General features: G+C 72.8%; 18 protein-coding genes. 12 read left to right on the top strand and 6 right to left on the bottom strand.

Annotated features, from left to right (window positions below):
- Positions 1-33: 33 nt before the first annotated feature.
- From AB0M92_RS16640 to AB0M92_RS16625, 4 genes are all read right to left on the bottom strand, one after another.
- A complete protein-coding gene (locus tag AB0M92_RS16640; RefSeq protein ID WP_366102866.1) occupies positions 34-963 on the bottom strand; it encodes an oxygenase MpaB family protein in 930 nt (309 codons plus the stop codon).
- Positions 964-1,056: 93 nt separating this feature from the next.
- Complete coding sequence (locus tag AB0M92_RS16635) at positions 1,057-1,425, bottom strand: hypothetical protein (RefSeq protein ID WP_366102865.1); 369 nt, start codon at positions 1,423-1,425, stop codon at positions 1,057-1,059.
- 154 nt (positions 1,426-1,579) lie between these two features.
- Positions 1,580-2,761 carry an agmatine deiminase family protein gene (locus tag AB0M92_RS16630; protein ID WP_366102864.1) on the bottom strand — a complete coding sequence of 394 codons (1,182 nt, stop codon included), beginning with the start codon at positions 2,759-2,761 and terminating at the stop codon, positions 1,580-1,582.
- Positions 2,762-2,808: 47 nt separating this feature from the next.
- Positions 2,809-4,506 carry a serine/threonine-protein kinase gene (locus AB0M92_RS16625; protein ID WP_366102863.1) on the bottom strand — a complete coding sequence of 566 codons (1,698 nt, stop codon included), beginning with the start codon at positions 4,504-4,506 and terminating at the stop codon, positions 2,809-2,811.
- A 131-nt stretch (positions 4,507-4,637) separates the two neighbouring features.
- Here AB0M92_RS16625 and AB0M92_RS16620 point away from each other — a divergent pair, with 131 nt between their 5' ends.
- From AB0M92_RS16620 to AB0M92_RS16605, 4 genes are all read left to right on the top strand, one after another.
- Complete coding sequence (locus AB0M92_RS16620; RefSeq protein WP_366102862.1) at positions 4,638-5,225, top strand: helix-turn-helix domain-containing protein; 588 nt, start codon at positions 4,638-4,640, stop codon at positions 5,223-5,225.
- 173 nt (positions 5,226-5,398) lie between these two features.
- Positions 5,399-6,565, top strand: coding sequence for an agmatine deiminase family protein (locus AB0M92_RS16615; protein WP_366102861.1), 1,167 nt, complete (start codon positions 5,399-5,401; stop codon positions 6,563-6,565).
- Between the two features lie 29 nt (positions 6,566-6,594).
- On the top strand, positions 6,595-7,296 hold the full coding sequence (ureA, locus tag AB0M92_RS16610) for an urease subunit gamma (protein ID WP_366102860.1): 702 nt from the start codon (positions 6,595-6,597) through the stop codon (positions 7,294-7,296).
- The gene (locus tag AB0M92_RS16605; RefSeq protein ID WP_366102859.1) at positions 7,293-9,056 is read left to right on the top strand and encodes an urease subunit alpha; all 1,764 of its coding nucleotides are present in this window, start codon (positions 7,293-7,295) and stop codon (positions 9,054-9,056) included. The genes ureA and AB0M92_RS16605 overlap by 4 nt, the downstream gene beginning before the upstream one ends.
- Positions 9,057-9,094: 38 nt before the next feature.
- On the opposite strand, the gene AB0M92_RS16600 is transcribed toward AB0M92_RS16605, so the two are convergent.
- Positions 9,095-9,667, bottom strand: coding sequence for a TetR/AcrR family transcriptional regulator (locus tag AB0M92_RS16600; RefSeq protein ID WP_366102858.1), 573 nt, complete (start codon positions 9,665-9,667; stop codon positions 9,095-9,097).
- A 273-nt stretch (positions 9,668-9,940) separates the two neighbouring features.
- Here AB0M92_RS16600 and AB0M92_RS16595 point away from each other — a divergent pair, with 273 nt between their 5' ends.
- Genes AB0M92_RS16595 through AB0M92_RS16570 form a run of 6 tightly spaced genes read left to right on the top strand, consistent with a single transcriptional unit; the run spans position 9,941 to position 16,311 of the window.
- Entirely contained in the window at positions 9,941-10,963 is a 1,023-nt protein-coding gene (locus AB0M92_RS16595; protein ID WP_366102857.1) for an agmatine deiminase family protein, read from the top strand.
- A gap of 27 nt (positions 10,964-10,990) precedes the next feature.
- Positions 10,991-12,637 carry an ABC transporter substrate-binding protein gene (locus AB0M92_RS16590; RefSeq protein ID WP_366102856.1) on the top strand — a complete coding sequence of 549 codons (1,647 nt, stop codon included), beginning with the start codon at positions 10,991-10,993 and terminating at the stop codon, positions 12,635-12,637.
- On the top strand, positions 12,634-13,593 hold the full coding sequence (locus AB0M92_RS16585) for an ABC transporter permease (RefSeq protein WP_366102855.1): 960 nt from the start codon (positions 12,634-12,636) through the stop codon (positions 13,591-13,593). Before AB0M92_RS16590 ends, AB0M92_RS16585 begins: the two co-directional genes overlap by 4 nt.
- Complete coding sequence (locus AB0M92_RS16580) at positions 13,590-14,447, top strand: ABC transporter permease (protein ID WP_366102854.1); 858 nt, start codon at positions 13,590-13,592, stop codon at positions 14,445-14,447. Before AB0M92_RS16585 ends, AB0M92_RS16580 begins: the two co-directional genes overlap by 4 nt.
- On the top strand, positions 14,444-15,505 hold the full coding sequence (locus AB0M92_RS16575; protein ID WP_366102853.1) for an ABC transporter ATP-binding protein: 1,062 nt from the start codon (positions 14,444-14,446) through the stop codon (positions 15,503-15,505). The genes AB0M92_RS16580 and AB0M92_RS16575 overlap by 4 nt, the downstream gene beginning before the upstream one ends.
- Positions 15,502-16,311: an ATP-binding cassette domain-containing protein gene (locus AB0M92_RS16570; RefSeq protein WP_366102852.1), complete on the top strand. Its 810-nt coding sequence runs from the start codon at positions 15,502-15,504 to the stop codon at positions 16,309-16,311. The genes AB0M92_RS16575 and AB0M92_RS16570 overlap by 4 nt, the downstream gene beginning before the upstream one ends.
- Positions 16,312-16,324: 13 nt before the next feature.
- On the opposite strand, the gene AB0M92_RS16565 is transcribed toward AB0M92_RS16570, so the two are convergent.
- Entirely contained in the window at positions 16,325-16,984 is a 660-nt protein-coding gene (locus AB0M92_RS16565) for a TetR/AcrR family transcriptional regulator (protein ID WP_366102851.1), read from the bottom strand.
- Between the two features lie 175 nt (positions 16,985-17,159).
- Between AB0M92_RS16565 and AB0M92_RS16560 the strand changes: the two genes are divergently transcribed.
- Positions 17,160-18,341: an agmatine deiminase family protein gene (locus AB0M92_RS16560; RefSeq protein ID WP_366102850.1), complete on the top strand. Its 1,182-nt coding sequence runs from the start codon at positions 17,160-17,162 to the stop codon at positions 18,339-18,341.
- An 81-nt stretch (positions 18,342-18,422) separates the two neighbouring features.
- On the top strand, positions 18,423-19,220 hold the full coding sequence (locus tag AB0M92_RS16555; RefSeq protein WP_366102849.1) for an ADP-ribosylglycohydrolase family protein: 798 nt from the start codon (positions 18,423-18,425) through the stop codon (positions 19,218-19,220).
- Positions 19,221-19,796 lie beyond the last annotated feature (576 nt).

The raw sequence follows: 19,796 nt of genomic DNA, 5'->3' as shown, positions 1-19,796 counted from the left end.
GTCTTAAAGCCGCCCCCGTTGTCGTGCTCCGTCCTACGCCCTCCCCGGCCGGTCCAGTATGGCCGCTGATGTACGCAGTGTGTACGCCGAGGGGCGGCTCCCGGGGCCCATGCGGCGCATCGCTTTCAAGATGTGACCTGGAGGCAGCTGCCACCGCAGACCTGCGGGAATGCTGCGCAGCAGGGTACCGGTGAGGCGCAGGCGACGGGTGATGACGGGCGCCGGCGGCGCCGGCCGCCCGTACAGCCGGTGCGCGTAGCCGGGGAGGGAACCGTAGGCCAGTTCCGCGACCGGGCGCCACAGCAGGTTTCGGCCAGGGATGAGGAGGGCGGGGGTGGGCGGGCTCCGCAGGAAGGCGACCACGGCCCGGGCGTCGGGTCCGGCGGCGAGCTCGGGGCGGACCTCCTCGAAGTACGCGGCCAGGGCAGCCGTGTCGGCCGGGACCTGCGCCGGGTCGAGGCCGACGAGGCGGGCGCCCGCCCGGTTCTCGTCGACGTAGCGGTCGGCCTGCGCGGCGGTGAGGCGGACCCCGGAGCGGCGCAGGACGTGCAGGAAGCTGTCGATCTGCGCGCAGTGCACCCAGAGCAGCAGTCCGGGGTCGTCTACGGGGAACCGCTCTCCGGTGGCGGGGTCGGTGGCGGACAGGGCCCGGTGGATGCGGCGGACGCGGGCGCCGGCGCGCTCGGCGGACTCCGTGGTGCCGTAGGTGACGGTGCCGACGAAGTCGGCGGTTCGGAAGAGCCGCCCCCAGGCGTCGGAGCGGAAGTCGCTGTTCTCCACGACCCCGCGGACCGCGCGGGGGTGCAGGGCCTGGAGGTAGAGGGCGCGGACTCCGGCGATCCACATGATCGGGTCGCCGTGGCACTGCCAGGTGACGGAGGCGGGGCCGAAGAGCCCGGGGTCGGGCCCGGGCGGGACCGGTGGGGATGCGGATGCGGATGCGGTGTCTCGGGTCGCGGCCATTCCCGTACCTCCCGTAACTCCCTCACGGCTCCCGGATCGCCCTCCGCTCCAGCCTACCGAGGCGCGGCGGGCCGGAGCAGGGTGCGTGCCGGGTCAGCGGCAGCGATCGACCTTGACCTGGTTGGTGATCTTGTTGGCCGACACGAAGCCCCGTACGTAGGCCGGGCGGCCCGAGTACGGGTCGTATCCGCCCCCTTCGACGAGGAACCAGCGGTTCGTGCCGTTCGCCCACGCCCCGTCGCGCCAGCAGCGCATGGTCACCGGCCAGCCGCCGAAGATGCCGCCGACGAGGGCCTGCGGGGCGAAGGGGCTGTCGTAGGCGGGTGTCAGGCCCGTGGTCTTGGGCTGGGCGGTGGCGGCCCCGGCCGGGGTGGCGGCCGTCAGCGCCAGCAGGGCGCCGGCCGCACCGACGGTCGCGGCGCGCCCCCAGCGCCGGAGCCGACGTGTGCGGATGGACTTCACGTGCACGGTTCCCCCTCAGGGATGGTGCGGCACAGGCTGAAAACTGCCTGCGGGCGACTGATTCTGGCTGCCGCCGACCGGCGTGTCAGGGGGCTTGACCCCGGCGCGCGGAAGCGCACTCACCCTGTACCGCACCACCTCGCACGCCCCCGGGCTACGGCTGCTCGGCGGCCGGCTTGCCCGGCTGGTCGTGCGTCGAGCAGTGGATGCCGCCCCCACCGGAGGCGATGGTGTCGATCTTCACGGGGACGATCTCCCGGCTGGGGAAGTGCTCCTGGAGGATCCCCTTCGCCCGGTCGTCGGCCGCGGCGTCCCCGAACCGCGGCATGAACACCGCGCCGTTGGCCACGTAGAAGTTGGCGTACGTGGACACGAAGGCGTCCCCGCGGCCGGTGATCTTGTCGAGGTCCGGCTGGGGCAGGTCGACGACCTCCAGACGCTTGCCGCGCGCGTCGGTCGCCTCCTTGAACACCGTCCTCGCCTGGTCGGCCGCGCGCGACCAGACGTCCGGCGGGGAGCCGGGGAACGCCTGGTCCAGGAGGACGACACCGGGGGCGGTGAACCGGACGAGGCTGTCCACGTGCGCGTCGGTGATGTCCTGGCCGCGCACTCCGGCCAGCCAGATCACCTTCTTGATGCCGAGGGTGCTCTTGAGTTCCGCCTCGATCTGGTCGCGGCTCTTGCCGGGGTTGCGGTTCTTGTTGACCACCGAGCTCTCGGTGACCAGCAGGGTGCCCTGGCCGTCGGTCTCGAAGGAACCGCCCTCGGCGACGAGCGGTGCCTGCACGCGCTCGATCCCGTACTTGGCGAGCAGGACCCGGCCGACCTGGGCGTCGTTGCGGTGCTCCTGCTTGTTGCCCCACCCGCTGAAGTTGAAGTCGACGCCGAGCAGCCTGCCCGGCTCCTCGACGAACACCGGCACGGTGTCGCGCGCCCAGAGGTCGTCCACCGGGACCGCGATCACCTCGACCTGCGAGCCGCACGCCTTCTGCGCCGCCGCCTGCTGATCGGGACGGGCGAGCATCACGACGGGCTCGTACGCGGCGACCGCGCGGGCCACCCGCGCGATGTCCTCCCGTACCGCCGGCAGCTGCTCGTACCAGACCCGGTCCAGTGCGGGCCAGGACATGAAGGTGCGCGCGTGGCTCTCCCACTCGGCGGGGAACCTGCGCCCCGCGGCCGAAATCGTCCCGGGGCCGGGGGTCGTCGAGGCGTCGGTACCGGCCTCGCCGGAATCGGCCGGAGCGCAGGCAGCGGCTCCGAACGCGAGTGCACCTCCGATACCGGCGAAGGCGCGCAGAGCGGTACGGCGGGACATGGAAGAAGGGGAGGTCATGCCTCCACTCTGACACTGACTGAATATTCAGTCAATCCGCCGGCGGGTCATCCCTCGCGCCGGTAGTAGTCCACGGAGACCTTCACGGGCCCCTCGCCCGGGCCGGCCGTGAGGACGGTGACGATCCCGACGTCCCGCCCGTCCCGGTCCCGTACGCAGAAGGTCCGGCCGGCGCGCAGCGTGGCGAAGGGCAGCGCCGTGACGGGCCGGCCGTCGATGCCCTTGAGGCAGTCGGCGAGCCCCTGCCGCCCCGCCGGCAGGACGTACGCGTCGCTGCTCTCGGGGACGTGGAACTCGGTGGCGCTCCGGCCGACGTACCAGGAGACGGTCTCCTGCGGTACGACCCGGCCCGCCCTGACGTCGAACTCGTAGGTCTGGTCCGGCGCGGTGAGTTCGGTGCCGGTGTGGACGGCGGCGTACCCGGGGGCCGCGGCGGACGGGGGCGGGGTGGGCGCCGGGGTCGGGGCGGCCGTCGGGGCGGCCGTCGGGGTCGGGGCGGGCGCCCCGGCGACGGCCCCGGCCGGGCCGTCGGCTTCGCCTTCGTCACCACCGCCGTCGTAGGGGTCGATCAGCGCGAGGGCCCCGGCGGCCCCGAGCAGCAGGGCGGCGGCGGCCACCACCGCCGTACGGCCCCGCCCGCGCCCGGGCGCCGGAGCCCTTCTGCGGCCGCCGCGCGACTGCGGTTCCCCGCCCTCGGCCGGGCCGGGAACGGGCACGACGCGCGGGGCGGTCACGGTGCGGGCCGCGTCGAAGGCGGTTGCGGGCGCGGCGCCCGGCACCCCGCCCGGCACCCCGTCCGACACCCGGTCCGGTGGCACGGGCAGGTCGGCATCGACATGGCGGCGGAGCTCGGTGGTGACCTGGTGCGGCAGCCAGTCCTCGGTGAACCGCAGCTCCCCGCCGGCCGCGGGGTGGCCGCGTACCGCCTCGACCACCTGGGCGGTGCTCGGCCGGTGCGCCGGATCCTTGGCCAGGCAGTGCCGCAGCAGCGGGCGCAGTTCGGCCGGGACCGCGCGCAGGTCCGCCTCCTCGTGCACCACCCGGTACAGGGCCGCGGGCTCGGCGCCCTCGCCGAACGGCGGCCGGCCCCCGGCCACGTAGGCGGCGAGCGCGCCCAGCGCGAAGACGTCCGTGGCCGGGCCCGCAGGCCGGCCCAGCGCCTGTTCGGGGGCCATGAAGGCGGGCGTCCCCACCCGCAGCCCGGTACCGGTCAGCGCGCCGGCGTCCGCGGCCCGCGCGATGCCGAAGTCGATGACGCGCGGTCCGTCCGCGGCGATCAGGACGTTGGCCGGCTTCAGGTCGCGGTGGACCACCCCGGCCCGGTGGATCTCCTGGAGCGCCTCGGCGATGCCGGCGACGAGCAGCAGCACGGTGCGCACGGGCAGCGGGCCGTACGCGTGCACCGCCTGCTGGAGCGAGGGGCCGGGGACGTACGCGGTGGCCAGCCACGGGGTGGGGTCGTCGGCGCCCGAGTCGACGACCTGGGCGGTGTAGAGCCCGTGGATGCGCTGCGCGCTGGCCACCTCCCGGGCGAACCTGCGGCGGAACTCGGGGTCGCCCGCGAGCTCGGGGCGGACCACCTTCAGCGCCACCGGGCGGCCGCCCGGGGTGTAGGCGAGGTAGACGCGGCCCATCCCGCCGGCGCCGAGCCGCGCGACCACGCGATAGCCGCCCACTTCGCGGGGATCGTCGGCGGCGGGCGCCCGGAGGGGGTGCGGGGCGGTGCCCGGTGGTGGTGTCGTCATGGTGGCTCTCCCGGCGACGGGGGCGGATCGGCGGATGTGCGGTCGCCCGAACGGCCTCGGATCCTATCCGACTGTAATTTCAGTCAGGAATCGGGTCGTACGTGTCATGCGCACCCAGGTAGGGTGTCGGCGTGGCGGACCGTCGAACAGCAATCATGGAAGGGGCCGCGCGGGTCATCGCCCGACGCGGCGTGCGCGGCCTGCGCGTGGAGGAGCTCGCCGCCGAGGCGGGCGTGTCCACGGCGTTGATCTACTACCACTTCAAGGACCGCGCCGGGATCCTGCGCGCGACGCTGGAGTTCATCAACGACCGCGCCGGACGGTACACCACGGAGCGGGAGCCCGACGCTCCCCCGCTGGACGCCCAGGGCGAGCTGGAGGAGACCCTCCTCCTCGAATTCCAGGACAGCCCCGCGGTACGGGAGAACAGCACGGCCTGGGGAGAGCTGCGGGCGACGGCCGTCTTCGACCCCGACCTGCGCGAGGACCTGGCCCGCGCCACCCTCGTCTGGGTACAGGAAGTGGGCGAACTGCTGGGCCGGGTCCGGCCCATGGCGGGGGCCGCGGCGCTCGCCGGAGCCGCCGAGCGGCTGACGGCCCTGGTCGAGGGGCTGAGCTCGCGCTGGCTGAGCGGCAGCCTGCCCCTGGCGCACGCGCGCGAACTGATGACCACGGCCATCACGGCCGAGCTCCGGCACCTGGCGCAGCCGGGCGGGTGAGCCGCCCGGGCGCGTGAGGCGACCCGGACACGTGAGCCACCCGCCGGGCGAGCCGCCCCGGCGAGCCCCCTGCACCCCCTTCGACCCCGGCCCCTCCAGCCCCCGCTTCCGGGCGGGGGCTTCTGTTCGCTCCACGTCTTGACTGAATTTTCAGTCAATGACAGAGTCGGGACATGAGCACCTCCCACGACGACAGCCGCTCCCTCCTCAGCCGCCTGTTCGGCTCCGCCCAGCCCTCCCGCAGGCGCGTCCTCGGAGCCGCGGGGCTCGGAGCCGCGGGTGTGGCCCTGGGCGCCACGGCGGCGGCGCCGCAGCGGGCGAGTGCGGCGATGCCGAGCCGCTGGGTGGACCGGGACGACGTACCGCACGCCCGTACGTGGATGTCCTGGCCGTCCCGGTCCTCCGTCTGGGGCGGCCGGCGCCTCGCCGGGGTACAGCAGGACATCGCCCTGATCGCCCGGACCATTGCCCGCCACGAGCCGGTGGTCCTGTGCGCCCCCGACGCCTACACCGCCGCCAAGGCCCGGTCCCTGTGCGGACCGGCGGTCACCGTGATCGACTCCATCCCCACGGACGACCTCTGGATGCGGGACATCGCACCGGTCTTCCGCCGTGACGGCCGCGGCGGGCTCGACGCCCTCGGCCTGGGCTTCAACGGGTGGGGCGGCAAGCAGACGCACGCGTACGACGCCGACGTCGCGCGGCTCGTCGCGGACGACCTCCACCTGCGCTTCGGCCGGACGGAGTTCGTCGGCGAGGGCGGGGCGATCGAGACCGACGGCGACGGCACCCTCATGGCCACGGAGAGCAGCCTGGTCAACAAGAACCGCAACCGGGGCATGAGCCGGGCCGAGATCGAGGACGCCGTCCTGCACGCGTACGGCGCGGACAAGATGATCTGGGTCCCCGGCATCAAGGGCAAGGACATCACGGACGACCACATCGACGTGACCTCACGCTTCGTGCGCCCGGGCGTGGTGATGGTGCAGGTTCCGCCCGCGGACCGCGACGACGTCTGGGCGCGGGACGCCCGCGAGCAGTTCTCGATCCTCTCCCGCGCCACGGACGCCCGGGGGCGGCGGCTGAGGGTGATCCGGGTGGAGGGCCCCGACACGGTCCGCTCCAAGGACTCCCAGTTCGTGGACTCCTACCTCAACTTCCACGTGGTCAACGGAGCGGTCATCACCGCCCAGTTCGGGGACGCGGTGAAGGACGCGGCCGCCGTGCGCACTCTGGCGGAGGCCTTCCCCGGACGGGAGATCGTCCAGATCGACGTCGACCGGCTGATGGCGGGCGGCGGCGGGATCCACTGCTCCACGATGCACGAGCCGCTCCCGTAAGACACGACCTAGCCCGGGAACGAGGCAGTATGCGACTGACACCCACCGAGCGGGACCGGCTGCTGATCTTCACGGCAGCGGAACTGGCGCGCGCCCGGCGCCGCCGGGGCGTGAAGCTCAACGTCCCCGAGGCGACCGCACTGATCACGGACACCGTGTGCGAGGCGGCCCGCGACGGCCGCCGCCTCGCGGAGGCGATCGAGGCCGGGCGCGGCATCCTCGACGCCGACGAGGTGCTGCCCGGCGTACCCGACGTGGTCACGAGCCTCCAGGTCGAGGCGGTGTTCGACGACGGGACGCGGCTCTGCGTCATCGACGACCCGTTCCGGCAGCGGGGTTCACTCGGCCTCGCCGCCCCCGGCGCGACCATGCCCGGGGACGGCGAGGGCTACCGGCCCGCCGAACCGGCGCTGCGGCTGCCGGTGCGCAACACCGCCACCGTGCCGATCAGCGTCTCCTCCCACTTCCACTTCTTCGAGGCCAACCCGCGCCTCGCCTTCGACCGCGCGGCGGCGTACGGCACGAGGCTCGCCGTACCGGCCGGCTCCACGGTCCGCTTCGATTGCGGAGCCACCGTCTTCGTGGAGCTCGTGCCGATCGGCGGGGCGCGCGTCGCCATCGGTTTCGCCGGGCTCGTCGACGGCCCCCTGGACGCCCCCGGCGCCCGCGAGGCCGCGCTGGCCAAGGCCCGGGCCACGGGCTACCTCACCGCATACCAGGAGCAGGCATGAGTGGCAGCATCTTCGACGCCGCGGGGTGTCACGGCCGGCCCGGCGCGATCCCGGCCGACGCCACCGACCCGTACGACTACGTGGCCGTGCACGGACCGCGGGCCGGGGACCGGGTGCGCCTGGGCGACTCCGGCCTCATCGTGCGCGTCGAGTCCGACTCCCAGAAGCCGGGCGACGAGTTCCTGGCGGGGTTCGGCAAGACCGCCCGCGACGGACTGCACCTGAAGGCCGCCGCCGTCCGGGAGACCTGCGACCTCGTCATCAGCAACGTCCTCGTCATCGACGCCGTCCTCGGCATCCGCAAGACCAGCATCGGCATCCGCGAGGGCCGCATCGCCTCCATCGGGCGCGCGGGGAACCCTGACACGCTCGACGGAGTGCAGGTGGTGGTCGGCACCGGGACGACCATCGTCTCCGGCGAAGGCATGATCGCCACCGCAGGGGCCGTCGACACGCACGTCCACCTGCTCTCGCCCCGGATCATGGAGGCCTCGCTGGCCTCCGGCGTCACCACGATCATCGGCCAGGAGTTCGGCCCCGTCTGGGCCGTCGGCGTCAACTCCCCCTGGGCGCTGCGCCACGCTTTCAACGCCTTCGACGCCTGGCCCGTCAACATCGGCTTCCTCGCCCGCGGTTCCTCCTCCGATCCGGCCCCGCTCGTCGAGGCGCTCGCCGAGGGGGGCGCCAGCGGCTTCAAGGTCCACGAGGACATGGGCGCGCACACCCGCGCCCTGGACACCGCGCTGCGGGTGGCCGAGGAGCACGATGTCCAAGTCGCCCTGCACACGGACGGGTTGAACGAATGCCTGTCCGTCGAGGACACCCTGAGCGTCCTGGACGGCCGCACCATCCACGCCTTCCACATCGAGGGCTGCGGCGGCGGACACGTCCCCAACGTGTTGAAGATGGCGGGCGTGCCGAACGTCATCGGCTCCTCCACCAACCCCACCCTGCCCTTCGGCCGGGACGCGCTGGCAGAGCACTTCGGCATGATCGTCTCGGCGCACGACCTCAAGGTCGACCTGCCCGGCGACGCCGCCATGGCCCGCGACCGCATCCGGGCCGGGACCATGGGCGCCGAGGACGTCCTGCACGACCTCGGGGTCATCGGCATCACCTCCTCCGACGCCCAGGGCATGGGCCGCGCCGGCGAGACCGTCCGCCGCACCTTCGCCATGGCCGGGAAGATGAAGGCCGAGCTCGGCCCCCTGGACGGCGGGGACTCGTACGGCACGGCGGCGAGCGGGGACGACAACGAGCGCGTCCTGCGCTACATGGCCAAGCTGACGATCAACCCCGCCATCGCGCACGGGTTCGCGCACGAGGTCGGCTCGATCGAGGTCGGCAAGCTGGCCGACATCGTGCTGTGGTGGCCGCAGTACTTCGGCGCCAAACCGCAGCTGGTCCTCAAGTCCGGCTTCCCCGCGTACGGGGTCACCGGCGATCCGAACGCCTCCACCGACCGGTGCGAACCACTGGTCCTGGGACCGCAGTTCGGGGCCCACGGGGCCACCGCGGCCGACATCTCGGTCGCGTTCGTCGCGGAGGCCGCCGTCCGGAGCGGCGATCTGATGCCGACGCGCCGGCGCCGCGTGGCGGTCCGGGGGACCCGGGGCATCGGGCCGGGGAACATGCTCCGCAACGCCCGTACCGGCACGGTCGACGTGCACCCCGGCACGGGCCTGGTCTCGCTCGACGGCGAGCCCCTCGTCTCGGCGCCCGCCGATTCGGTCTCGCTCGGCCGTCTCTACTTCCTGTAGCCGCCGCTCTCGACCGGCCGCCCGCGAACCCGCCCGGCTCAGGTCCGGTCGAGCTCCACCTCGATGGCGTCGCCGAGGAGCCTGCGGGCGTGTTCCAGGGGCAGGGAGCCGCTGAGCCAGCGGACGCTCAGGCCTTCGAGGAGGGCCGTCAGCCGTTCGGCCGCGGCCGCGTGCGCCGGGGCGGTGCCCAGCGGCCGGGCGTGCGCGAGCAGGTCGGCGATCTCGTGCACCCAGGTGTGCGTGGCCCGGGCCACGTCCTCGCGCAGGTCGGCGTCGAAGACGGCGCTGGCCCTGAGTTCTCCCCACGCGGTGCTGTTCTCCCGCACCTCCGGGGTGTCCTGGAGTTCGAGGAGCAGTACCTGCCGCAGCTCCGTCCGCGGGTCGACGCTGTCGAGTCCCGGAACGCGCTCCGCGGTGTAGCGGTCGGCGCGGTCGCTGATGAACTCCAGGGTCCTGCGCAGGATCCCGGCACGGTCGGTGAAGTGGTAGTAGATCAGCGAGGTGGAGACCCCCGCCTCGGCGGCGAGCTCTCCCACCCGCAGTCCGCGCACGCCGCGGCGCGCGATCACTCGCGTGGCGGCCCTGAGTATTTCCGTTCGACGGTCTGACACGAGGTGTCACTCTACCCGCCGAACCGGTCACCAGGGGCTGTTTCCTGATCGAATCATCAGGCACGCATCCGATCTCATAATTCTGCCGTCAGCACAGGTCAAGGACATGATCTCGGACCATTGCCGGTCCGTCGCGGCCGTCAGGAACCCCTCACAGGGCGCACGCCTGGCCGATTCGCCAACCGGTTGGCCAGAACCATTGACTGAATTTTCAGTACGGAGGAGGATGCGGGGCACACGCCCCCTCCCCCACCCCTTCACACAGGAGTGACCATGACGGATTTCCGGATGCCGGCCGAGTGGACCGAGCACGAGGGCTGCCTGATGGCCTGGCCCACCCGGCGGGAGCTGTGGGGTGAGGTCTTCGACGAGGTGAAGGCGGAGTACGCACAGGTCGCGAGCGCCATCGCGCAGTTCGAGCCGGTGACCATGGTGGCGCTGCCCGGCTCGGGCGCCGAGGCCCGCGAGCGGTGCGGGGAGGGCGTCACGGTCGTGGAACTGCCGCTGGACGACTCCTGGTTCCGCGACTCCGGGCCGATCTTCGTGCTCGGGTCCGACGGACGGCGCGCAGGCGTGGACTTCCGCTTCAACGCCTGGGGCGGCAAGCACCACCCGTACGACACCGACGACAAGATAGCGGGCGCCCTGCTGGAGCACCTGGGCGTGGAGCGCATCGCCTCCCCGATGGTCCTCGAAGGCGGGGCGATCACCGTCGACGGCGAGGGCACGCTCATCACCACCGAGCAGTGCCTGCTGCACCCCAACCGCAACCCGGGGATGAGCAAGGGGGAGATCGAGGCCGAGCTCATCGCCCGCCTCGGTGTCACGAAGGTGATCTGGCTGCCTTACGGGGGTCTGCTGGACACCGAGACCGACGGGCACGTGGACGGGGTCTGCGCCTTCGTCGCCCCCGGCAAGGTGGTCGTACAGCTGCCGAGCGACCCGGAGCACCCCGACCACGAGCGAATGCGGGTCAACCGCGCCGTCCTGGAGGAGGCCACCGACGCCGCCGGGCGGCGTCTGGAGATCGTCGACCTGCCGCAGAGCGCCTTCGTCGAGGTGGCCGGCCGCGAGACCGAGGTGGGCTACCTGAACTTCTACGTCGCGAACGGCGGGGTCGTCGTCCCGGTCGCGGGGGTGCCCGAGGACGAGGGGGCCCTCGCCGTCATCGCGGCCGCGCTGCCCGGCCGCAAGGTCGTCGGCGTCCGCTCCCGCGTGATCGCGTACGGGGGCGGCGGCGTCCACTGCATCACCCAGCAGGTGCCGTCCCCGGTGCCCGTCGCCACCTCCCGCTGAGCGCCGAGCAAGGAAGAGAGAGCACCGATGCCGAGATCCCTTCCCCGGTCCGCCTCCCGCACCGCCGCCGCCCTCGCCGCCCTCGCCGCCGTCTCCCTGGTCGCCGCCTGCTCCGGCCCGCCCAAGGACGGACCGGCCCCCGGTGGCGCCGCGTTCAAGCTCTCCGCGAGCACCCCGCCCGCCGCCGGCGAGCTGGACTCCTTCACCTGGGCCCTGTACGCCGAGCCGCCCACGCTCGACTACGTCTCGGCCTTCGACTACCCGCAGAACACCATCGTGTCCAACGTCTGCGAGTCCCTGATGCGGTGGACCCCGCAGCTCACCGTGGCTCCGGGCCTGGCCGAGAAGGCCACCAACCCCGACCCGAACACCTGGGTCTACGACCTGCGCGCGGGCGTGAAGTTCCACGACGGCGGTGTGATGACCGCCGACGACGTGGTCTACAGCCTCGGCCGCCAGGCCGACCCGGAGGGCGGCTCCGCCTGGAACAGCAACTTCACCGACGTAGAGTCGATCACCAAGACGGGCCCGCTCCAGGTCACGGTCAGGCTGAAGCAGCCCGATTCGCAGTTCCCCCAGTACATGGCGACCGCCGCCGGCGTCGTGGCCTCGAAGGCGGGGGTCGAGAAGGCGGGCAAGGACTACGGCACTTCGGGCAGCCTGGACTGCACCGGCCCCTTCGAGCTGGGCGCCTGGAACAAGGGCCAGTCGATCGAGCTCCGGCGCTTCGACGGCTACTGGGGCACCAGGGCGAAGTCGGCCAAGGCGGTCTTCACGTTCCTGACCGACCCGTCCGCCCGTACCAACGCCATGCTCACCGGCGAGGCCGACGGCGGGTACCTGATCCCCACGGAGAGCTACGACCGGCTGGCCAAGAGCGGGGCGGGAACCCTCTACTTCGGCGAGGGGCTCAGCACGGTCAACGTCAACGTCACCAGCATGAAGGGCGTGCTCGGCGACGTGCGCGTGCGCCGGGCGCTGTCCATGGCACTGGACCGCCGCGGGTTCGTCAAGGCGGGCCTGGCCGGTGCGGGCACCGCCACCAGCTCCCTCACCACCAGGGCCGTCTGGGCCGCGGCCCCCGAGGACGTCCGCAAGGCCGCCTTCGACGGACTGCCGTCACCCGAGCAGAACATCGAGCAGGCCAAGGCGCTGATCAAGGAGGCGGGCGCCACCGGCAAGACGGTCACGATCGCCACCAGCGCGATCGGCCAGGACGTGTCGCTGCTGGCCACGGCGGTCCAGGCGGCGGGGAGCAGGATCGGGCTGGACGTCCGGCTGAAGACCATCGCGCCGAACGCCTTCACCGCGCTGTTCACCGACCCCCAGGCGCGCGAGGGCCTGGACATGTTCCCCGAGACGTACTACGAATCCATCACCGATCCGATGGACCTGCTGGGCAACTTCCAGACCGGGGCGTTCCAGAACTACGCCGGCTACAGCGACCCGGCCTACGACGAACTCGTCACCAAGGCCCGGGCGGAGTACGACCCGGCCCGCCGGACGGCGACGGCCGCCGAGCTGCAGAAGAAGGCCGCCGACCAGGTCCTGTGGATCCCGGTGGCCGAATGGCCCACGGCGGTCTTCCTGAACAAGCGGATCACCGGCGCTCCCACCACCATCTCCTACCTCTACCAGCCCTGGGCGGCCGACGTCGGGGCGGCCGCGCGATGAGCTTCCTGAGATTCGCCCTGCGGCGGCTGTCCGAGATGGCGGCCACCCTGTTCGGCGCCTCGTTCGTCATCTTCGGCGCCGTGTACCTGGCGCCCGGCAATCCGGCGAGCTTCCTGCTCGCCGGGCGGTCGGCCTCCCCGGAGGCGCTGCGGGCGATCAACGCCCAGTACCACCTGGACGAGCCGTTCGCGGTGCAGTACCTGCGCTGGCTCGGCCAGGTGGTCCAGGGCGACTTCGGGCGCTCGATCACGTACCGCACCGACGTGTCCCGGCTGCTGGCGGACCGGCTGCCCAGCACCCTGCTGCTGATCTCCATGGCGTTCGTGCTGGTCCTGGCGGCCGGCCTGCTGCTGGGCTGGATCGGCGCGGTCCGCGGCGGCGCCGCCGATTCGACGATCCTCTTCACGACCACCTTCGCGATCGGCACCCCTTCGTTCGTGGCCGCGGTCCTGCTCCAGGGCCTGTTCGCGGTGAAACTGCACTGGTTCCCCACCGGGGGCACGGGCGAGGGCCTCGGCGGGATGCTGTGGCACCTGACGCTGCCCGCCGTCGCGCTCGCGCTCTACCTGATCGGGATGCTCGCCCGCGTCACCCGCGCCGCGATGCTCGAAGTCCTCGGCCAGGAGCACGTCACCGTGGCCCGCAGCCGCGGGGTCGCCGAGCACCTGGTGGTCCGGCGGCACGTGCTGCGCAACGCCCTGGGCACCGTGCTCACCACGGGCGGGCTGATCGTCTCCACGCTGCTGGTCACCACCGTCCTGGTCGAGTCGGCCTTCAGCGTGGGCGGCATCGGCCAGCTGCTCGAACTGTCCACCACCACCAAGGACTTCCCCACCGTGCAGGCCATCTCCCTCATCATGGTCGCCCTGTTCATGACCGTGAACCTCTTCGTCGACCTCCTCCATCCGCTGGTCGACCCCCGGGTCGCCCTCGGCCCCCGGAAGCAGGCCGCATGAGCACCGCCACCCTGCTGCGCCGGCCCGGCCTCGCCCGGATCCGCGGCACCCGCGCCCCCCTGTCCGCGCTCTGCCTGGGCTTCGTCGCCCTGGTCGTCCTCGTCGCCCTGCTCGCCCCCTGGATCGCCCCGTACGACCCGAACACCGTCGATCTGGGCAACGCCCTGGCCGGGCCGTCCGCCGAGCACCTCCTCGGGGTCGACGCCTCCGGGCGCGACACGCTCTCCCGGCTGGTCCTGGGCGCCCGTACCTCACTGCTCGGACCGCTCGGGGTGGTCGTCTTCTCCACCCTGGCCGGCGTGGCCATCGGGACGGCCGCCGCCTGGCGGGGCGGCTGGCTGGACTCCGTCCTGTCCCGCAGCACCGAGCTCGTCTTCGCCTTCCCCGGCATGCTGCTGGCGATCCTGATCGTCTCGGTCTACGGGGAGGGGCTGATGGCGCCGGTGATCGCGCTGGCGATCGCGTACCTCCCGTACGTCAGCCGGCTCACCCGCTCCCTGGTCCTCGCCGAGCGCGAGCGCCCGTACGTGGAGGCCTACCGGGTGCAGGGGCACTCGGGGCTGCAGATCTGCCTGCGCCATGTCGTCCCCGGGGTGGCCCCGGTCGTCCTCGCCCAGTCCACGGTCAACTTCGGCTACGCCCTGATCGACCTGGCCGGCCTCTCCTTCCTCGGCCTGGGCGTACCCGCCCTGACGCCCGACTGGGGCCGCATGGTCTTCGACGGCAAGACCGCCGTCCAGTCCGGCTACCCGCTCGCGGCGATCGTGCCGTGCGCGGCCGTCATCCTGACCGTGGTCGCCTTCAACGTCGTCGGCGAGCGCCAGGCCGACAAGGTCGCCAGGAGGGACCGTTGAACCTTCCCGATTCCCCGGACACGCCGGCGACTTTGGCCACCCTCGACATCCGGGGGCTGCGCCTGCGGCTCCCGGACGGTGCCAGGCCCGTCCTCGACGGCGTCGACCTCACCGTCGCCGCGCGGGAGACGGTGGCCCTGGTCGGCGAATCCGGCTCCGGCAAGACCCTCACCTCCCGCAGCGTGCTGGGGCTGCTGCCGGCGGGTGCCGAGGCGGAAGGGTCCGTACGGGTCGTGGGCGACGACGTCCTCGGCATGAGCGCCGGTCAGCTGCGGATCCTGCGTACGAGCACGGCGGCCATGATCTTCCAGGACCCGCGGGCCGCCATCAACCCCATGCGCCGCGTCGGTGACTTCCTCACCGAGAGCCTTCGCCTGAACGCCCGGATGAAGAAGGAGGCCGCGCAGGCGCGGGCGGTGCGGATGCTGGAGGCGGTCGGCCTGTCGGCCGCCGCGCTGCGGAAGTACCCGGGACAGCTCTCCGGCGGCATGCTGCAACGGGTCATGATCGCGGCGGCCCTGATGGGCGACCCGGCGCTGATCCTCGCCGACGAACCCACCACGGCGCTGGACGTCACGACGCAGGCGGAGGTGGTGGCGCTCCTCGGCGAGCTGCGCGAGGCCTTCGGCACCGGCCTGCTCTTCGTCACCCACGACCTCGGGCTCGCCGCGGCCATCAGCGACCGGGTGTACGTCATGTACGCGGGCCGGATCGTCGAAACGGGCCCGGCCGAGGAGCTGTTCGCGCGGCCGCGCCACCCGTACACGGCCGCGCTGCTCGAATCGACCCCTCGCCTGGACGCGCCGCGGGGCCGGCTCGCCGCGATCGAGGGCAGGCCGCCGAGCCTGCGCGAGGAGGTGACGGGGTGCCCGTTCGCGGCGCGGTGTCCGTACGCGACCGACCTGTGCGGCCGGGAGGCGCCGGGGCTGCTGCCGCCGGCGGGCGGCCTGCCGGGCCACCTCGCCTCCTGCCACCACACCGACCGGGCTCGCGGCGAGGGGCCCGGCGAGCAGGGCGGGTCCGGCCGGTCCCCCGCCCGGAAGGAGAGCCACCGATGAGGAAGACCGTGTTGGAAGCCGTCGGCCTGCGTCGGGCCTACGGGCCCGTACGGGCGGTGGACGACGTCTCGTTCCGGCTGGCCGAAGGCGGTTCGCTCGGCATCGTCGGCGAATCGGGCTCGGGAAAGACGACCACCGCCCGCATCGTGGTGGGTCTGGAGCACGCGGACGGCGGAAGCGTCCTGGTCCACGGCCGGGACCGGGGCGATCACGCGCGGGCAGCCGTGCGCGGCAAGGCGCAACGCCTCGCACGGGCCCGGGAGGTGCAGATGGTCTTCCAGGACCCGTTCCTGTCCCTCGACCCGCGCACGAGCGTGGGCGGAGCGCTCCGCGAAACGCTGCGGCTGCACTTCCCCGACGCCGATCACGCCCGGCGGATCGCCGAGTTGCTCGACCAGGTGGGCCTGGGGGCCCGGGAGGCGGACGCGCTGCCGCGACGGTTGTCGGGCGGGCAGCGCCAGCGCGTGGCGATCGCCCGGGCGCTGGCGGTGGAGCCCGCCGTCCTGGTGCTCGACGAGGCGGTGGCCGCCCTGGACGTGTCCGTACAGGCGCAGATCCTGAACCTTCTCGCCGATGTCCGCGAACAGACGGGAATCGGTTACCTGTTCATCACCCACGACCTCGGAGTCGTGCGCTGCGTGACCGACGACGTCGTCGTCATGCGGCACGGCCGGATCGTCGAGGCCGGCCCGACCGCGCGGGTCCTGGCCGCGCCGGAGCATCCGTACACCCGGCTGCTGCTGGAGTCCGTGCCCCGGCCGGGCTGGGATCCGCAGGGCATCGCGGCGGCGCGCCGGGCCCTGTGAGAGGGGGCGCGGCTCAGGGGTGGCGGCGTACGGCGGCCTCGGCGAGGCCCGCGACGAGGATGCGCACGGTGGCCTCGGGGTCGACGCCGGAATCCAGGGACTGGAGGGCGGCGAGCCCGTCGGCGGCGGCGGCCAGCGCCGTTCCCGGCGGAACGGGGTCGAAGGCGCCGGCGTGCTCGTCCGCCAGCACCTGGAACAGCCGTACGAAGCACTCCCGCCAGCGCCGGTAGTCCCCGTCGACCGCGGCCCGGACCCGGTCGTCGTTCAACGCGAACCAGTGGAGGGCGGAGTGCAGGCGTGAGAGGTCCGGGCCCTCGGGCTGCGTGAGGAGTCCGATCACGCGCTCGGCACGCTCGGCGAAGGAGCCGGGGCGGTCGACCGCGGCTTCCATCGGGCCGATCCACTCGGGGCCGATGTCCTCGACCACGGCCACGATCAGGGCGGTGCGGTCCTGGAAGTGGTAGTGGCACATCCCGTGCGAGATCCCGCAGAGCGCGGCGACGTTGCGGGTGCTGAAGCGGGCGAAACCCTCGCCGGCGAGCAGGGTACGGGCGGCGGCGATCAGCCGCGCGCGGGTCTGTTCGCCCTTCGCGGACGTACGGGCGGTGCGGGTGGTGCGGGACGGAGCGGGCGGCCGCCCGCCCTCGGCTCGTGCTGCCAGTTCTGCTGCCACGGCGTCACTCTAACGACCCCGCGTCCGCACCGGCGTCAGAACGATCAAGCAGCATCAACATCGTTCATTTCCAGGTGAGTTGGTGCGTTCCAAATTATTGACCGAGCGCTCGGTCAGTAATACGTTCCGGGCCAGTCGGTGGAGCGATCCACCCCCGGCCGATCGGAGAACAGTGATGAACGATCACGCTGCACCCCAGGACCCCTCCCCCGGCAGAACGCCGCAACGGACCCTGGACCGGAGGGGCTTCCTGACGGCGGCGGGCCTCGCGGCCGCCGGCGCCGCACTGGCGGTGGCGGGCGGCGAGGCCTTCGCGGCCACCCGCCCCTCGGCGCGGCCGGCGGCCGCCGGCGGCTACGCCGTCCCGCTGGACACCGTCCGGCACACCCGCACCTGGATGGCCTGGCCCGACAGCTCGGCCATCTGGGGACGGCAACTGGCGGGCGTTCAGGCCAACATCGCCCTCATCGCGAAGACCATCGCCGCGTACGAGCCGGTGGTCATGTGCGCCAACCCGGCGAGCGTCTCGAAGGCGAGGAGCGCCTGCGGATCCGGCGTCACGGTGATCGGCTCGATCCCCGTCGACGACTGCTGGATGCGCGACAGCGGCCCGGTGTTCCGTACGAACGGCGCGGGCGGACTCGACACGGTCGGCCTCAACTTCAACGGCTGGGGCAACCAGCAGACCCACGCGAAGGACGCCCTGGTCGCCTCGCGCATCGCGGCCTACGCCGGGGTCCCCTTCACCGCCGCCGCCTTCGTGGGCGAGGGCGGCGCGGTGGAGACCGACGGCGCCGGCACCCTCATGGCCACGCGCAGCAGCATCATCAACCCCGACCGCAACCCCGGCCTGACCCAGTCGCAGATCGAGGCGGCGATGTGCAGCGCCTTCGGCGCCTCCAAGGTGATCTGGTTCAAGGGGGTGCTCGGCCGCGACATCACCGACGACCACGTCGACGCCACATCACGCTTCCCGGCCCCGGGCCAGGGGATGGTCCAGATGCCGCTCGCGGGCGACACCGACCCCTGGTCGAACGACGCGCGCCAGCAGTACCAGATCCTTTCCACCTCCACCGGAGCCCAGGGCAACCCCATCGCGGTCACCAGGCTCCAGGGCCCCGACTACGGCCGGATCCGCTCCACGAACCCCGACTTCGTCGCCGCGTACGCCAACTACTACGTGTGCAACGGCGCGGTCATAGCTCCCCAGTTCGGCGACTCCCGCGCCGACACCGGAGCCAAGTCCACCCTCCAGCGCCTCTTCCCGGGCCGCACGGTCGAACAGCTCAACATCGACAGTCTCGGCGCGGGCGGCGGCGGAATCCACTGCGTCACCCAGCAACAGCCCGTCCCGTAACCCCTCCACGGCAGAGGGGGTGCCCCGGTGGAGGAAACCACCGGGGCACCCCGCGGTCAGGCGCTGAGTCATGGCGATGTCATGGCGAGAAATCCCCGTGCCCGGAAAGCACGCGCCAGCGACGACACCGCCCAGGCTGTCGTCCTCGTACGGGAACTCGCCGAGGGCGGCGGCGCCGTCGAACAGGACCGTCTCGCCCTGAGCCTCGCCGATGCCTACGCCGCCGACACGCACCGCGGCTACGGGGCGTCGATGCACGACGTACTGCGCCGCATCGGCGCCGGCGAGTCCTGGCGGGAGGTGGTGGCCGGACAGTTCTGCGGCCAGGGCTCCTGGGGCAACGGCGCGGCCATGCGCGTCGCCCCGCTCGGCGCCTGGCTCGCCGCCGACCTCGACGCCGTGGCCGAGCAGGCCGCCGCGCAGAGCGCTGTCTCGCACCACCACCCGGAGGCCGCCACCGCGGCCGTCGCGGTCGCCGTGGCCGCGGCGCCGGCCACCCGCAGCCGGGGCGGGCCCGCCCCGGCGCGCCCGGAGTTCCTCGGGGCCGTCGCCGAGCGGCTCCCTGACGGCGACGTCCGGTCCGGGGTCCGGATCGCCGCCCGGATGTCCCCGCACGCCTCGGTCCGCCACGCCGCGAAGGTGCTGGGCTCCGGCTACCGGATGTCCGGACCCGACACCGTCCCGTACGCCCTGTGGTGCGCGGCGGGCCACCTCGACGACCTGCACGAGGGCCTGTGGTCCACCGTCGCCGGCCGCGGTGACATCGACACCACCTGTGCCGTCGCGGGCGGGGTGATCGCCGCACGCACGGGGGTCACCCCCCTCCCACACGCCTGGCACGCCGCCCGCGAACCCCTGCCCGCGGACGTCCTGGAGTAAGGACCGGCAGCGGGGCCGATCCGGCCTCCTTGTGACCACAGACGCTAGGTGTCCCCAGCCCATCCGATTGACCTGTACTTATGCCAACCAGCTTCGGCACCAGGTGGCGCTGTCTACCGAGGGTTCTTGGCACATCGGTACACACACTCGGGCCCTCCGGCCGCGGCGCTGACCAAGACGCTTCTTCCCCCCTCCAGCAGCGCAAGATGCGCACTCGCCCGCTTCGTCGCTCCCGACTCCTTCCCGGACTGCTGCTGGATCATTCCCTCGAAAGCGCGCCCGCGGTGCCTTGATTACCGACGCGGCTGCCAGGGGTGCACATCGCGGGGCCCTTCGTCCAGCCGCTCGCGTACGCCGCCTCGCTCCGTCACGTACGGGTCCTCGGCCGCTCGTGGTCAGCGACTGCGGGGCTGAGCCCTGAAAGACACCCCGCCGGAATGCCTCCGTGAAGCGCTCCCTCAAGGCTGCCGGGGCGCCTACCACAGGCCGGGCCACTCACTTCTCGGTGTGATGAGACGAGTTGCGAAAGTCAGAAGACAATCACGATGCTCTTCGCAATTTCCACCGCACTCATGG

This window comes from Streptomyces sp. NPDC051582 (genome assembly GCF_040681715.1).
Classification (GTDB): domain Bacteria; phylum Actinomycetota; class Actinomycetes; order Streptomycetales; family Streptomycetaceae; genus Streptomyces.
Note: the sequence above shows the minus strand (reverse complement) of the source record. Positions and strands in the feature narration are given on the sequence as shown.

Excerpts from the sequence above, each read along its gene's own strand:
- ureA (WP_366102860.1), top strand. The coding sequence starts at position 6,595 with ATGCGACTGACACCCACCGAGCGGGACCGGCTGCTGATCTTCACGGCA.
- AB0M92_RS16570 (WP_366102852.1), top strand. The coding sequence starts at position 15,502 with ATGAGGAAGACCGTGTTGGAAGCCGTCGGCCTGCGTCGGGCCTACGGG.
- AB0M92_RS16595 (WP_366102857.1), top strand. The coding sequence starts at position 9,941 with ATGACGGATTTCCGGATGCCGGCCGAGTGGACCGAGCACGAGGGCTGC.
- AB0M92_RS16585 (WP_366102855.1), top strand. The coding sequence starts at position 12,634 with ATGAGCTTCCTGAGATTCGCCCTGCGGCGGCTGTCCGAGATGGCGGCC.
- AB0M92_RS16555 (WP_366102849.1), top strand. The coding sequence starts at position 18,423 with ATGGCGAGAAATCCCCGTGCCCGGAAAGCACGCGCCAGCGACGACACC.
- AB0M92_RS16605 (WP_366102859.1), top strand. The coding sequence starts at position 7,293 with ATGAGTGGCAGCATCTTCGACGCCGCGGGGTGTCACGGCCGGCCCGGC.
- AB0M92_RS16580 (WP_366102854.1), top strand. The coding sequence starts at position 13,590 with ATGAGCACCGCCACCCTGCTGCGCCGGCCCGGCCTCGCCCGGATCCGC.
- AB0M92_RS16625 (WP_366102863.1), bottom strand. The coding sequence starts at position 4,506 with ATGACGACACCACCACCGGGCACCGCCCCGCACCCCCTCCGGGCGCCC.
- AB0M92_RS16560 (WP_366102850.1), top strand. The coding sequence starts at position 17,160 with ATGAACGATCACGCTGCACCCCAGGACCCCTCCCCCGGCAGAACGCCG.
- AB0M92_RS16590 (WP_366102856.1), top strand. The coding sequence starts at position 10,991 with ATGCCGAGATCCCTTCCCCGGTCCGCCTCCCGCACCGCCGCCGCCCTC.
- AB0M92_RS16615 (WP_366102861.1), top strand. The coding sequence starts at position 5,399 with ATGAGCACCTCCCACGACGACAGCCGCTCCCTCCTCAGCCGCCTGTTC.
- AB0M92_RS16630 (WP_366102864.1), bottom strand. The coding sequence starts at position 2,761 with ATGACCTCCCCTTCTTCCATGTCCCGCCGTACCGCTCTGCGCGCCTTC.
- AB0M92_RS16640 (WP_366102866.1), bottom strand. The coding sequence starts at position 963 with ATGGCCGCGACCCGAGACACCGCATCCGCATCCGCATCCCCACCGGTC.